This window comes from Serratia sp. szju (genome assembly GCF_044594185.1).
Classification (GTDB): domain Bacteria; phylum Pseudomonadota; class Gammaproteobacteria; order Enterobacterales; family Enterobacteriaceae; genus Serratia; species Serratia bockelmannii.
Window position 1 is genome coordinate 4,315,398 of the sequence record NZ_CP172576.1, and the last position, 13,814, is coordinate 4,329,211.

At 61.5% G+C, this 13,814-nt stretch carries 12 protein-coding genes; 7 read left to right on the forward strand and 5 right to left on the reverse strand.

The genetic code is table 11. The annotated features are described in order from the left end of the window. Positions 1-110 precede the first annotated feature (110 nt). Positions 111-1,454 carry a 2-hydroxycarboxylate transporter family protein gene (locus RE418_RS20365; RefSeq protein ID WP_016928018.1) on the reverse strand — a complete coding sequence of 448 codons (1,344 nt, stop codon included), beginning with the start codon at positions 1,452-1,454 and terminating at the stop codon, positions 111-113. 431 nt (positions 1,455-1,885) lie between these two features. On the opposite strand from RE418_RS20365, the gene pckA reads away from it, so the two are divergent. Then, positions 1,886-3,505, forward strand: a complete 1,620-nt coding sequence (pckA, locus tag RE418_RS20370) for a phosphoenolpyruvate carboxykinase (ATP) (RefSeq protein ID WP_049295451.1) — start codon at positions 1,886-1,888, stop codon at positions 3,503-3,505. A 56-nt stretch (positions 3,506-3,561) separates the two neighbouring features. On the opposite strand, the gene RE418_RS20375 is transcribed toward pckA, so the two are convergent. After that, positions 3,562-4,206 carry a TetR/AcrR family transcriptional regulator gene (locus tag RE418_RS20375; protein ID WP_089180823.1) on the reverse strand — a complete coding sequence of 215 codons (645 nt, stop codon included), beginning with the start codon at positions 4,204-4,206 and terminating at the stop codon, positions 3,562-3,564. A 93-nt stretch (positions 4,207-4,299) separates the two neighbouring features. On the opposite strand from RE418_RS20375, the gene RE418_RS20380 reads away from it, so the two are divergent. The 5 genes from RE418_RS20380 to RE418_RS20400 all read left to right on the forward strand — a co-directional run bounded on the left by RE418_RS20380 (position 4,300) and on the right by RE418_RS20400 (position 9,729). Continuing rightward, on the forward strand, positions 4,300-4,998 hold the full coding sequence (locus RE418_RS20380; RefSeq protein ID WP_046898545.1) for a DAPG hydrolase family protein: 699 nt from the start codon (positions 4,300-4,302) through the stop codon (positions 4,996-4,998). A gap of 82 nt (positions 4,999-5,080) precedes the next feature. Next, positions 5,081-5,467 carry a GFA family protein gene (locus RE418_RS20385; RefSeq protein ID WP_025302571.1) on the forward strand — a complete coding sequence of 129 codons (387 nt, stop codon included), beginning with the start codon at positions 5,081-5,083 and terminating at the stop codon, positions 5,465-5,467. Positions 5,468-5,557: 90 nt separating this feature from the next. Next, the gene (locus RE418_RS20390) at positions 5,558-6,862 is read left to right on the forward strand and encodes an MFS transporter (RefSeq protein ID WP_089180822.1); all 1,305 of its coding nucleotides are present in this window, start codon (positions 5,558-5,560) and stop codon (positions 6,860-6,862) included. A 168-nt stretch (positions 6,863-7,030) separates the two neighbouring features. Further along, positions 7,031-8,290, forward strand: a complete 1,260-nt coding sequence (locus RE418_RS20395) for an MFS transporter (RefSeq protein ID WP_025302569.1) — start codon at positions 7,031-7,033, stop codon at positions 8,288-8,290. Further along, positions 8,287-9,729: a glycoside hydrolase family 32 protein gene (locus RE418_RS20400; protein WP_089180821.1), complete on the forward strand. Its 1,443-nt coding sequence runs from the start codon at positions 8,287-8,289 to the stop codon at positions 9,727-9,729. The genes RE418_RS20395 and RE418_RS20400 overlap by 4 nt, the downstream gene beginning before the upstream one ends. A 41-nt stretch (positions 9,730-9,770) precedes the next feature. Here RE418_RS20400 and RE418_RS20405 read toward each other — a convergent pair whose 3' ends face one another. The 3 genes from RE418_RS20405 to RE418_RS20415 form a co-directional block, all read right to left on the reverse strand. After that, entirely contained in the window at positions 9,771-10,772 is a 1,002-nt protein-coding gene (locus tag RE418_RS20405) for a LacI family DNA-binding transcriptional regulator (RefSeq protein WP_049204079.1), read from the reverse strand. Positions 10,773-10,841: 69 nt separating this feature from the next. Further along, on the reverse strand, positions 10,842-11,399 hold the full coding sequence (locus RE418_RS20410) for a HutD family protein (RefSeq protein WP_025302566.1): 558 nt from the start codon (positions 11,397-11,399) through the stop codon (positions 10,842-10,844). Continuing rightward, on the reverse strand, positions 11,399-12,769 hold the full coding sequence (locus RE418_RS20415; RefSeq protein WP_089180820.1) for a formimidoylglutamate deiminase: 1,371 nt from the start codon (positions 12,767-12,769) through the stop codon (positions 11,399-11,401). The genes RE418_RS20410 and RE418_RS20415 overlap by 1 nt, the downstream gene beginning before the upstream one ends. A 180-nt stretch (positions 12,770-12,949) precedes the next feature. Between RE418_RS20415 and hutC the strand changes: the two genes are divergently transcribed. Next, positions 12,950-13,705, forward strand: a complete 756-nt coding sequence (gene hutC, locus RE418_RS20420) for a histidine utilization repressor (protein ID WP_025302564.1) — start codon at positions 12,950-12,952, stop codon at positions 13,703-13,705. Positions 13,706-13,814: the final 109 nt, after the last annotated feature.

A 13,814-nucleotide genomic window follows, 5' to 3' on the forward strand; every position in this document is an offset into this window, starting at 1 on the left:
GCCATACGAATGATTTTCAAGATAATCATCAGCATTATCACGATGAGCGGAAAAAACGCATAAAAAAACCGGGGCAATCCAACCCCGGTTATCCATAAGAAACTCTGGACTCAGACTAACCAACCGAGCAGCAGCGTCGCGCCAATGACCGTGGAAGCGCCGCCAATGCGCGTGGCGATTTGGGCGAATGGCATCAGCCCCATACGGTTCGACGCCGACAGGATCGCCACATCGCCGGTGCCGCCCAGGCCACTGTGACAACAGGTGACGATTGCCGCCTCCACCGGGAACATCTTCAGGTAAGGCGCAATCAGGAAACTGACCAGCCCCATCGACAGCACCACCGAGCCGCAGACCACCACATAACCGACCGAGAACACTGCCACCACGCTTTCCAGCGGCACGTACAGCATACCCAGACCGATCATCAGCGGCCACACCAGCGCCGTGGAGACGAACTTGTAGAAACTGTGCGCGCCGGTTTCCATCGAGGCCGGGATCACCCGGCAGTACTTGCACAGCACCGCGAACAGGATCATCAGCACCGGGCCGGGAATATGCACGATGTGTTCGAACAGGCCGCCGACGATAAAGAAGGCGCAGATCACCAGCAGCCCGCCGCCCATCAGTTGGAAATCGACGTTGCCGCTTTGCTCCTTGATGGCGAACATCGCGTTCTCCTGCGCCGAACGGATCAGCATGCCGTCGCCGCTCAGCGCCTTGCGCTGCATGCCGATACGCGCCAACACCCCGGCGGTCACGATGGCGAAGATGTTACCCAGCACCGCCGCCGGCGCCAGCTGCGCGACGTAGACGTCCGGCGTCGAGCCCAGGATCGCCGAATAGGCCAGCGACAGCGGTAAAATCCCCTCGCCGATGCCGCCACCGATGATTGGCACGATGATGAAGAAGAAGGTGTGATAGAAGGTAAAGCCGAACAGCTTGCCCACCAGCAGCCCGGTGATCACCGCCGTGATCGTACCCACCACCAGCGGCACGAACATGCGAATCATCCCCTGGATCAGGATCACCCGGTTCATGCCGAGAATGCTGCCGACCACCAGACTGGCGATGACGAAATAAAGCAGGTTGGCGTCTTTCATCAGCAGATGGACGGTGCCCATAACGTTGGGCTGGAAGACATTGAAATAGACCAGCACCGAGGGCACCATCAAACACAGAATGGCCGGCCCGCCGATATCGCGCAGCACGGGAATGCTTTTTCCCAACTGAGCCAGCGCAAAGCCCAGCGTCATTATCACTGCCAGGCCGCCGATCATATTTTTCGGCAGGAAGTTGGCATAGGCGGAAATCGCCACGATGGCGCAAATCGTGATAAACAACGCGATCGGTACCGCACCGATATCTATTTGACGAAGTTGGTTAATTAACCCTGATGATTCGGACGATGCCGTATTTTTATCACAGGCCAGTTCTGCATTTATCTGTTTCATTATTCACCCTGCTGACAAGCGTACAGTACGGTTAGATTCACCTGGCGCAACAATCCTGCCATAGCCAAGCAAAACAAATGATTACGAAAAATCCTATTGTGGATTTCGCTTTTTCTAATAAGAAATAAAACAGTAGACAGCCCTGACGATATGATAAAAAATAAAAATGCAAAACTAAATTACACCGACGGAATTCAATATTGTGACCCTCCGCCAAGGTTGGTTTTAATTAATTATCGTCAGCATTTTGTAATTAAAGTAAGCAGGTTTAAATTCGCTGCTATGCTATAGGAGGGCGAAAAAGCCCCCTGATTTATTAATAAAGAACCGGAAACGCAGTAGCTGAATCCGGTCAGCTTGATCCGAACCTTAATCCTGCGCGCGGCACCGCTCGGGAAAGAGGCATAATATGACTCATAAGGAAGTAGAATATGTCTTCACGCGCTGTTACCCCACAAACTCTCGCTCGCTACGGCATCCATCAGGCCGCCGATATCGTCTATAACCCTAGCTATGAATTGCTGTTCGCCGAAGAGACCCGCGCCGACCTGCCGCCGCTGGAACGCGGCACCCTCACCCAACTGGGTGCGGTCAACGTCGCGACCGGTGAGTTCACCGGCCGTTCGCCGAAGGACAAATACATCGTGCGCGACGACACCACGCGCGATACCGTCTGGTGGTCGGACAACGGCACCGGCAAGAACGACAACCAGCCGCTCTCGCCGGAAGTCTGGCAGCATCTGAAGACGCTGGTGGGCAACCAGCTCTCCGGCAAGCGTTTGTTCGTGGTGGACGCGTTCTGCGGCGCCAACGCCGACACGCGCCTGAAGGTGCGCTTCATTACCGAAGTGGCCTGGCAGGCGCACTTCGTGAAAAACATGTTTATTCGCCCGAGCGACGCCGAACTGGCGGACTTCGAGCCGGACTTCGTGGTAATGAACGGCGCCAAATGCACCAACCCGGACTGGCAGCAGCAAGGGCTGCATTCGGAGAACTTCGTCGCCTTCAACCTGACGGAACGCATGCAGCTGATCGGCGGCACCTGGTACGGCGGCGAAATGAAAAAAGGCCTGTTCTCGATCATGAACTACCTGCTGCCGCTGAAGGGCATCGCCTCGATGCACTGCTCGGCCAACGTGGGCGAGAAAGGCGACGTGGCGGTGTTCTTCGGCCTGTCCGGCACCGGCAAAACCACCCTCTCCACCGATCCGAAACGCCAGCTTATCGGCGATGACGAGCACGGCTGGGACGACGACGGCGTGTTCAACTTCGAAGGCGGCTGCTACGCCAAGACCATCAAGCTGTCGCCGCAGGCGGAGCCGGAAATCTATCAGGCGATCCGCCGCGATGCGCTGCTGGAAAACGTCACCGTGCTGGCCGACGGCAGCATCGACTTCGACGATGCCAGCAAAACCGAGAACACCCGCGTCTCCTATCCGATTTATCACATCGAGAACATCGTCAAACCGGTGTCCAAAGCCGGCCATGCGCGCAAGATCATCTTCCTGACCGCCGACGCCTTTGGCGTACTGCCGCCGGTATCGCGCCTGACGCCTGAGCAAACCCAGTACCACTTCCTGTCCGGCTTCACCGCCAAGCTGGCCGGCACCGAGCGCGGCATCACCGCCCCGACGCCGACCTTCTCCGCCTGCTTCGGCGCCGCTTTCCTGACGCTGCACCCGACGCAATACGCCGAAGTGCTGGTGAAACGCATGGAGGCCGCCGGCGCCCAGGCTTACCTGGTCAACACCGGCTGGAACGGCAGCGGCAAACGTATTTCTATCAAAGATACGCGCGGCATTATCGACGCTATTCTGAATGGCGACATTGAGCAGGCCGAGACCTTCACGCTGCCGATCTTCGGGCTGGCAGTGCCGACCGCGCTGCCGGGCGTCGATCCGTCGATTCTCGATCCGCGCAAAACCTACGCCGACGAATCGCTGTGGCAGGAGAAAGCGCAGGATCTGGCCCAGCGCTTTATCGATAACTTCGCCAAATATACCGTCACCCCGGCGGGCGAAAAGCTGGTGAACGCCGGGCCGAAGCTGTAACGCAGACGTTTTGCATCCTGCTGTTTAAGGGCCGAACTTTCGGCCCTTTCTTGTTTTCATCCTTCCGCCAGCAAACCCGGCATCACCAGCGCTACCGCCGCCGCGATGCGCTCGTCGATCGCGCTGCCCGGCGGCAACAGCCCCAGCGTCATCTGCCGCAGCGGTTCGGCGATGGCCATCGCCAACAGCAGGTCGCTGGTTTGCGCCCAGTCGCGCTCACGCAGCCACCCGCACTGCTGCTGGCGCCGCAGCCAGTCCGCCACCGTCGCCCGGCCGCGCTGAATGCCGTTGCGCTGATAGCTGTCCAGCAGCGCCTCGCGCCCCGGAAACTCGCTTTGCAGCAGCCGAAACATCCCCACCGCTTCGGCGCTCAATACCTGCTGCGCCACCGCCTTCAGCCCCTTTTCCAACAGCGGCGCCACCGCCTCCCACCGCCCGGCATCCTGGGCGAAGGCCGGCTGAAACGCCTCGGTCCAGCCGCTCACCGCCTGCGCGACCAGTTCGTCGCGATTGGCCGCAAAGCGATACAGGGTTTTTTTAGCCACCCCGGCGCGTTTCGCCACCGCGTCCACCGTTGCTGCGGCATAGCCGCCGTCGAGCAGCAACGCCAGCGTCGCTTGCGCCAGCGCGGCGCGCAGCGCCGTTTCCGGCGTGGCCGGCCGGCCGCGAGCGCGCGGCGGTTCTTCATTCGGGTTCGCCATATTTATTCCTCACAAGCATTGACAGACTCAGCATAGCGGCATAGTTTTATTTTGGAAACACAATTCGTTTCCAAAATAAAACAGGAACCCATTATGACACATCCCTCCTTGCTGGCGCCCTGGGGCGTTAACGATATCAACGAGTTGCTCAAACCTGAACCGCTGCGGCTGGAGATGGGGCTGAGTCGCAGCGCTGACGGTTTGCTGACCGTCGCGGTCCGTACCGATCTGCACGGCTGCAAGGGGCGCATGCTGGACTGGTGGTTCACCTTCTTTGAGAACACGCAGCACATCAACTGGTGGCACCCACACGATCACGTCGAACATCGCGGCTGGGACCGCCATTGGAAAAAAGGGGAAAGCTACGTCGGCGCCAGCATCGAAGCGGTCGAATGGCTGGCGGAACTGCCGCCGATCGCGGCACGCCTCAAGTTTCACGCCGCCGAGGACTTCTTCGCGCCGCAGCCGCTGCGCCAGGCGCGTGATGCGCAGGCGCTCTCCGCCGCCGTGTGTGCGCGCATCGGCTTCGGCGATCAGGTGGCGTTGGATGACAACGGCGATCCCTGCGACGGCGAGATGCTGCATCTGGCGCGCGATACGCCGTACGGGTGCGTGCTGCGCAGCCGTTTCCTGCTGGGTAAAGCCTGCGCCAACGCCCACGACGAACTCTCGGACGACATCGGGTTTAACCTGATGCGCCACTGCTACAACGAGTTCAGCTATCTAGCACAGTTCCTGCCGTCGCTGTACTACGCCGAAAACGGCCGCGAGCCGGCGCCGTTACTCTGGTAAGCCACCGGCGGGGCCTGTTATTTTTTCGCGATGCCGCTATAGTGATTTTCATCGCCATTCCCGCGTTTATGACGGAGAACTCATGGAAAATCCAGGCTATAGCGGCGGCTGCCTGTGCGGACATATTCGCTTTCAGGTGCACGGCCTGCCCGGTAACCCACACAGCTGTTCCTGCGAATTTTGCCGGCGCCACTCCGGTGCACCGACGCTCTGCTGGGTCGAATTTCCGCGTCAGGCCGTCGAGTGGAACGGCCCGGGCGGCATGCCCACGCTCTACCGCTCTTCCCCCTATTCCAGCCGCGCCTTTTGCCCGCGCTGCGGCAGCACGCTGGGGGCGATCGACGACGAGCCGACGGTGGCGTTGAGCACCGGCAGCTTCGATCGGGCCGATCTGCCGGAGCTGCGCCCGGTCTCGCACGCGTTCGCCGATGTTTGCCCCGAATGGTGGCATATCGACGGCATGCGCTGAGCGCCTCACAGTTCCCGCTGAAATCAATTGATTGTTTTGTCGTATAAATTTAGAACTGACGAACAATAATTCAAATGTATGGGAACGGGGATGAATCAACAGACTCTCGACGCGCGCCGTTCGCGTCAAGCGTTGCTGGCCGGCTCGGTTGGCAACTTTATCGAATGGTATGAGTTCGGGGTGTACGGGTTCCTGGCTACCGTCATCGCCGCCAATTTTTTCACGCTGCAGGGTGAAAATGAAGTCACCAGCCTGATCCTCACCTACGCCGCCTTCGCGCTGGCGTTTTTCTGCCGGCCGATCGGCGCGGTGATCTTCGGCCGCATCGGCGATCGCATCGGCCGTCGCCCGACGCTGATTGCGGTTCTGTTGTTGATGACGCTGGCCACCGCACTGATCGGCGTCATGCCGACCTATGCCTCGATCGGCGTCGCCGCCCCGCTGCTGCTGACGCTGCTGCGCATGTTTCAGGGGCTGTTCGCCGGCGGCGAATTCGGCGGCGCCGTATCACTGATGACCGAATTCGCCCCGAAGGGCAAACGCGGGCTGTTCGGCGCCTGGCAATCGTTGACCGTCGCGCTCGGCCTGCTGGCCGGGGCCGGGCTGGTGGCGCTGCTGGCCGCGCTGCTCAGCGTGCAGCAGCTGCATGACTGGGGCTGGCGCATTCCCTTCCTGCTGGCGCTGCCGATGGGCGCTGTGGCGCTGTGGCTGCGGCTCAAGCTCGAAGAGACGCCCACGTTTACCCAGGCGCAACAGGCCGCGGAACACAGCGCCGCACCGCAGGAGGCGAGCTTGGGCGGCGTGGCGAAAACCATATTGATCGGCATCGGCCGCATGATGGGCTGGTCGGCCGCCGGCTATACCTTCCTGGTGGTGATGCCTTCCTATTTGCAAACCTCGTTGCACGCCACCTTCCAGCAGGCGCTGGTGGCGACGGTGCTGGCCAACGTCGGCTTCGCCCTGACCATTCTGCCGGCGGGCATCATCAGCGACAAACTGGGGCGTAAAACGGTGATGCTGACGGCGGTGGCGGCGGTGATACTGTTCACCTTCCCGCTGCTGCACCTGTTGCAGGATGCGCAGAGTTCACTGTGGGCCAAAGGGCTGGTAGTGATGATCGCCGGCGCCGTAGTCGGCCTGCTGGCCGGCCCCGGCCCGGCGATGCTGGCGGAGATGTTCCCGACCCGGGTGCGCTATACCGGTTTGGGGCTGGCTTACTCGCTGTCCAATGCGGTGTTTTCCGGCTCGGCCGGGCTGATTATCACCGGCCTCATCAAACAGACCGGCAATATCGACATTCCCGCCTACTACGTGGTCGCCACCTCGGTGGTCAGCCTGTTTGCGCTGATGACGCTGCGCCGCGACGATCATCTGCGCTCGCTTAACGAACGTTAATCCTCCGGGGGCACATCGCCCCCTTGCCAACTCGTGACCTCGATCACAAGGCAAAAATGTTAACGTTAACTTTTGTGATTAACATCTCATGCGTGATATCTGGCCGCTTCATCCCTTCGCGAGTTAACGTTAACAATAGAGCTAACTTCACTCACCGGGGCCCTACCCATGAACCGCGAAACTAAAAAATATTACGTGCTGCTCAGCGGCCTGCTGTTCTTCTTTTTCTTCACCTGGTCTTCCAGCTTTTCGCTGATCTCGCTGTGGCTGAATCAGAAGATCGGCCTGAAAGGCGCCGAGACCGGCCTGATCTTCTCCGCTATCTCGTTGGTGGCGCTGTGCGCCCAGCCGCTGTACGGGTTTATTCAGGATAAACTTGGGCTGCGCAAACACCTGCTGCAGTTTCTCGGCGTGATGCTGCTGCTGACCGGCCCGTTCTTTATCTACGTTTACGCCCCGCTGCTGGCGAGCAGCCTGCCGCTCGGCGCTTTGGTCGGCGGGGTGTTCATCGGCGCGACCTTCTTCGCCGGTATCGGCGCGCTGGAATCTTATACCGAGCGAGTCAGCCGCATCAGCGGTTTCGAATTCGGCCGCGCCCGCATGTGGGGCTCGCTCGGCTGGGCCAGCGCCACCTTTGTGGCCGGTTTTATCTTCAATATCAATCCGAACATCAATTTCTGGCTGGCCTCCGCCGCCGCCGTGGTGTTCCTGGTGCTGCTCAGCCAGGTACGCGAGCTGAAGCCGAACGCCATGGCCGGCCTGGCGTTCGGCAAACCGGAAAACCTGCGGCTGCAGGACGCGCTGGCGCTGCTGCGCATGCCCGGCTTCTGGGCACTGGTGGTGTTTGTGCTGGGGATCAGCGTATACAACGTTTTCGATCAGCAATTTTCGGTCTACTTCGCTTCACAGTTCGCTTCTCGCGCACAGGGCAACGAGATGTACGGTTTTCTCAACTCGCTGCAGGTCTTCCTCGAGGCCGGCGGCATGTTCCTGGCGCCGCTGCTGGTGAACCGCATCGGCGCCAAACAGGGGCTGTTGCTGGCCGGTGGCGTGATGGCGCTGCGCATGTTCGGTTCCGGCTTAGTCAGCGGCGCCCTGATGATCTCCGCCATGAAACTGCTGCACGCCGTAGAATTGCCAATCCTGCTGATCGCTATCTTCAAATACATCGCGAGCCGCTTTGACAGCCGACTCTCCTCCACACTGTACCTGGTAGGCTTCCAGTTCATCACCCAGGTGATGGCCAGCTTCCTGTCGCCGCTGGCGGGCTACGGTTATGACCGCATCGGCTTTGCCGACACCTATCTGCTGATGGGCTGCGCGGTCGCCGCCACGACGCTTGTCTCCTGTTTCCTGCTGCGCGGCGAACGTTCCGCCAGCGTAGCCCCCTTTCAATCCGCCATTAAATCAAGTGAGTCTGTCCAATGAACACTGCCTTAGCTCAAGCCGACCATGCGGTCGAAGCCCTGCGTGCAGAGCGCCGAGACGATTACTACCCGCAGTTCCATCTCGCGCCGCCCGCCGGCTGGATCAACGATCCCAACGGCCTGATCTGTATTGACGGCGTCTATCATGCCTTCTTCCAGCATCACCCCTATAGCGAACACTGGGGCCCCATGCACTGGGGGCACGCGACCAGCCGCGACCTGATACGCTGGCAGCATCAGCCCATCGCCCTGGCACCCGATGCGCCCTATGACAAAGACGGTTGCTTTTCCGGCTGCGCCGTAGATGACAACGGTGTGCTGACGCTGATTTACACCGGCCACGTGTGGCTGGGCGAACCCGGTGACGACAGCCAGGTGCGGGAAGTGCAATGTCTGGCCACCAGCGAAGACGGCATACGCTTCATCAAACACGGGCCGGTACTGGCCCCGCCGGACGGCATTCAGCATTTTCGCGATCCGAAAGTCTGGTGCGAAAACGGCGAATGGTGGCTGGTGGTCGGCGCCAAAGAGAACGGCCTGGGCCAGGTGCGCCTGTACCGCTCTGCCGACCTGCGCGCCTGGCGCTTCGATCGGGTGCTGGCCGGCGCGCAAACGGCGCATCAGGGTTATATGTGGGAATGCCCGGATTTCTTCCCGCTGGGGGAGCAACACCTGCTGCTGTTTTCGCCGCAGGGGGTGGCGGCGCAGGGCTACCGCTATCGCAATCGCTTCCAGAGCGGCTATCTGCTCGGCCACTGGCGGCCGGACGGCGACTTTACGGTGACCCAGCCCTTCTGTGAGCTGGATGCCGGCCACGATTTCTATGCGCCGCAAACCTTCACCGCCGCCGACGGCCGTCGGCTGCTGTTTGCCTGGATGGATATGTGGGAATCCCCAATGCCCAGCAAAGCGCATCGCTGGGCCGGCGCCCTCACCCTGCCGCGCGAACTGACGCTGGCCGCCGACGGCAGCGTCCGCATGAACCCGGCGCGTGAACTGGCGGCGCTGCGCCGAGAGCCACACACGTTTTTGGCGCAGACGCTGACCAATCAGCATCTGCCGCTGACGAACGACGTGCAGGAACTCACCCTGACGTTGAAGCCGGCCGACAACGACGCCGAGCGTTACGGGCTGGCTATCGGGAGTGCGGCGCGCCTGTTTGTCGACAATCAGGCGCACCGACTGGTGCTGGAGCGTTTTCATGAAAACCCCGCCCTGTGCACCTGCCGCAGTGTGCCGCTGCCGGAGGGTGACATCCTGTCGCTGCGGATCTTTATCGATCGCTCATCGCTGGAAATCTTCGTGAATCAGGGAGAGGCCTGCCTGACCAGCCGCTTCTATCCGACGGCGGGCGATCGCCGTCTCCGCCTGTTCGCCGAAGGCGGCCGGGCCCAGTTCGAGCCCATCACGGGATGGCAGTTGGCGAGCATCTGGGGGTAATGGGAATGAGCGCCGGGCGCGCAGCGGCGCGCCCGGTGTGGCTACAGCGAACCACGCTCCAACAGCGGGCAAGGCACTTTCACCGTATCACGCTGTTCCCGCCGCTCAATCACATGCAGCGCCGCAAGACGGCCCAACTCGTAATGCGGCAGCTGCACCGTCGTCAATGCCGGCAGGAACAGCTCACCGGTGCCGACCATATTGTCGTAGCCCAGCACCGCCACCTGTTGCGGTATCCGCCATCCTTGCGCCAGCAATACCTGATACACCAGAAACGCTATCCGATCGTTTCCGCACACCACGACATCGCAATCGCGCCGTCCTGCAGAGAAATGCCGCTCCAGCAACGCGACGCAGTCGCGATAGCTTTGATCGCCGCCGCTCAGATCGAGATGATACTGCTGCAGCTGTTCAACATCGCGCCCCGCTTCGCGCCAGGCGCGTTCCAGACCGCGGCGGCGCAGGCCCGCCGCCAGCGTATCCGCCGGTAAATGAATGCACAATGGCGCGCGATAGCCTTTGGCGATCAGCGTGCGCGTGGCGTCATACTGCCCTTGCTCATCATCAGGAATGTAGCTGGCGATCGAATGCGCCGGGCTGACGCAGTTGGCCAACACCAGCTTTTTGTCCAGCAGTTTGGCCGGTAGCGTCACCTCACGCAGCCCCATCGTGGTGAATATCACCCCATCCGGTCGATGCGCCAACAGCAGATCGACGGTCTGTTCGGCGTTGTCGTCGGCAAACAGGTTGACGACGAAGCTGTTCCAGCCGCGCTCGCGCGCGGTTTTCTCAATCGACAGGATCATTTCCACCGAGAACGGCGTCGTGGCGGTGTCCAGCGCCAGCACGCCGAGCGTCTGTACACGATTTCCGTCACCGCGAATACGTCGCGCCGACAGATCCGGCACGTAGTCCAACTGGTCGATCGCCTGTTTGACGCGGTGATAAGTTTCCGGCCGCAGCTTGCCGGGTTCATTGATGGCGCGGGACACCGTCATCAACGAGACTCCGGCAAGTTTTGCGACGTCTTTCAGCGAAGCCATGCGCCCTTCTTTATGATTAATGGGGAAAAGTGAATAATCCCATAACCGGGCGCAGGACTCTACTCTGCGTTAGCAGGCTGTGATGTTCGCCCACAGGATCGCGCCGTCGGCCGTCAGCGGCGCCACTTCGCCGCCCGCCGCCGTCCACCAGACACCCTCGCGCGCCCGCAGTTCTCCGCCCTCCGGCAGCGACCAAACACCGCTCAGCACATACAGCACGCCCGCCCGGTTGGGTGACAGGGTGACGGGCACCGTGCTGCGCAGCACCTCGGCCGCCTGCCGGCCGCGGCGTGTCATGATGTTGAAATCCTGACTGGCGCCGCCCAGCAGCGTCGCTTCCAGCGCCACATCGCCGGAAAAGGCGAACGGCTCCCCGATACGCGCCAACTGATGGTCGATATGCCCGGCGCTGAACAGCCGCACGCCGTCGCCTTCCAGCAACGTTATCGAGCGATCGATGCCCGCAAAGGCGGAAAACGGCCCGTCCTGCGCGATGGTGGCGATACTGGCGCGCCAGTCGAAATCCGGCTCGCCCGGCGGCCAGCTGACGATTTCACGGGTTTCCCCACCGCCGTTGCGCCACGGGCTGACCGGCAGCGCGGCGAAGTTAAAACGGGTCAGGCTCATTACGCCTCCTGCTGAAAGGTTTTCAGCACCTGCAGGAACTCTGCGCTGCTCTGCTGTTGCAGCGCGTGCCGCCCCTGATCGATCACCTGCCGGCCACCGACGAACACGTCGCGAATTTGCTCCTTGCCGCCGGCGAACAGCCAGCGATTGAGGATCGAGGCATCCGGCGCCGCCGCCAAATACGGATCGTCGCCGTCCAGCACCAGCCAGTCGGCGCGATAGCCGCTCTGCAACCGGCCGATCGGCGCGCCGCACGCCTGCGCGCCACCCTGCAGCGCCTGCAGGTACAGCACATCGCCCACCGCCGACTGTTCCGGTGTCGTCAGGCGATTGCGACGCTGATCGCGCAGCCGCTGGCCGTATTCAAACCAGCGCAGCTCTTCCACCACGTTGAGCGAAACGTGGCTGTCGGAACCGATGCCCCAGCGCCCCTGCTGCTGCAGGTAAGCGTCGCCAGGGAAAATGCCGTCGCCGAGGTTGGCTTCGGTGGTCAGGCACAGGCCGGCCACCGCGCGGCTGCGCGCCAGCGCTTCCAGCTCGTCGCGATCCAGATGGGTGGCGTGCACCAGACACCAGCGCTGATCTACCGGCAGGTGGTCATACAGCCAGGCCACCGGGCGCTGTCCGCTCCACGCCAGACAGTCGTTCACCTCTTTTTGCTGCTCGGCGATATGAATATGCACCGGCAAGGTGCGATCCGACGCGGCCAAAATCTGCTGCATCTGCCCCAGCTCCACCGCACGCAGCGAGTGGAAGCACAGCCCCTGGTTCTGCAACGGGCGATCCGCCAGCTGACGGGCAATCACCTGCTGCTGATGCAGATAGCTTTCGGCATCCTGGATAAACCGTTTCTGCCCCGGCTGGGCCGGCTGGGCGCCAAAACCGGCGTAGCTGTACAGCACCGGCAGCATAGTCATGCCGATGCCGGCCTGATGCGCGGCCTCGCTGAGGCGGCCGGTCATCTCGCCGCGATCGGCGTAAGGCTTGCCGTCGGCGTCGTGATGCAGGTAGTGGAATTCGGCCACCTGGGTGTATCCGCCCTTGAGCATTTCGATATACAGTTGACGGGCGACTACCTCCACCTGCTCCGGCGTCAGGCGCTGCACCAGGCGGTACATCAGATCGCGCCAGGTCCAGAAGCTGTCCTGCGGATTACCCGCCACTTCCGCCAGCCCGGCCATCGCGCGCTGGAAAGCGTGGGAGTGCAGGTTCGGCATGCCCGGCACCGCGTCGCCGTGCAGCCGGATGCAGCCTTGCGGCTCAGCGTTGGCGGTAACTTGAGTCAGATAACCTTGCGCATCGACGTCCAGCCGGACGTTATGCGCCCAGCCCTCAGGGAGCAAAGCGCGTGGGGCAAAATAAGCAGGCATGGCAGTATTCCACGGTTGATGTAACGGCGAATGAGGCGCGGCGATGGCGCGCATTCAGGAATTTTTGGCGGTCGCCGGCAAGTTTCTGGCGCGACGGCCACTAGTTGTATATACATATACATACGCCGACATCAACAGTAAACTGGTGTTATTATTTTTTTATTTGACGAGGTTAACGTCGTGGCTGAACAACAGACCGTGTTACAACTGGCGGCTGCAATGAGCGATGCCCCCGCCCCGATCTACCAACGGGTCAAACAGGCGATCGTGAATCAAATTCGTGCGGGACATTGGCAACCGCACCAGCGCGTGCCCTCCGAAAGTGAACTGGTGGCGGAACTGGGCGTCAGCCGCATGACCATCAACCGCGCGTTGCGCGAGCTGACCAGCGAAGGTTTTTTGATCCGCATGCAGGGCGTCGGCACCTTCGTCGCCGAAGCCAAGGCGCATACCGCGCTGCTGGAAGTGCACAACATCGCCGATGAGATCGCCGCGCGCGGTCATCGCCACAGCAGCAAGATCCTCGAGCTGAAGGCCCGCCCGGCCAGCGAGGAAGAGGCGACGGCGCTGGGCATTCAACCCGGCCAACGGCTGTTCTACTCGCAGATCGTGCATTACGAAAATGACGTGCCGGTGCAGGTGGAAGACCGCTGCGTCAACCCGCTGGTGGCGCCGGATTACCTGAAGCAGGATTTCGACCGCGTCACGCCTTACACCTATCTGACGCAGGCCGCGCCGCTGACCGCCGGCGAACACATCGTCGAAGCGGTGATCCCCACCCGGCGCGAAAGCGAGCTGCTGCAGCTGGAAGACCACGAACCCGGCCTGCTGATCCACCGCCGCACCTGGTCCGGCAAAACCGTAGTGACCTCGGCCAGGCTGCTGTACCCCGGCAGCCGTTATCAACTGTTCGGCCGCTTCACCAGCGAAGTCTGATCCCCGGCGGGCGCGCCCTGCGCCCGCATCTCCGCTGTCGATCACATCCTGATAACAAAATCTCTCCCGCCTCTTGTGACATCCCGGTGAATGCGTTAGGTTGTTTTTA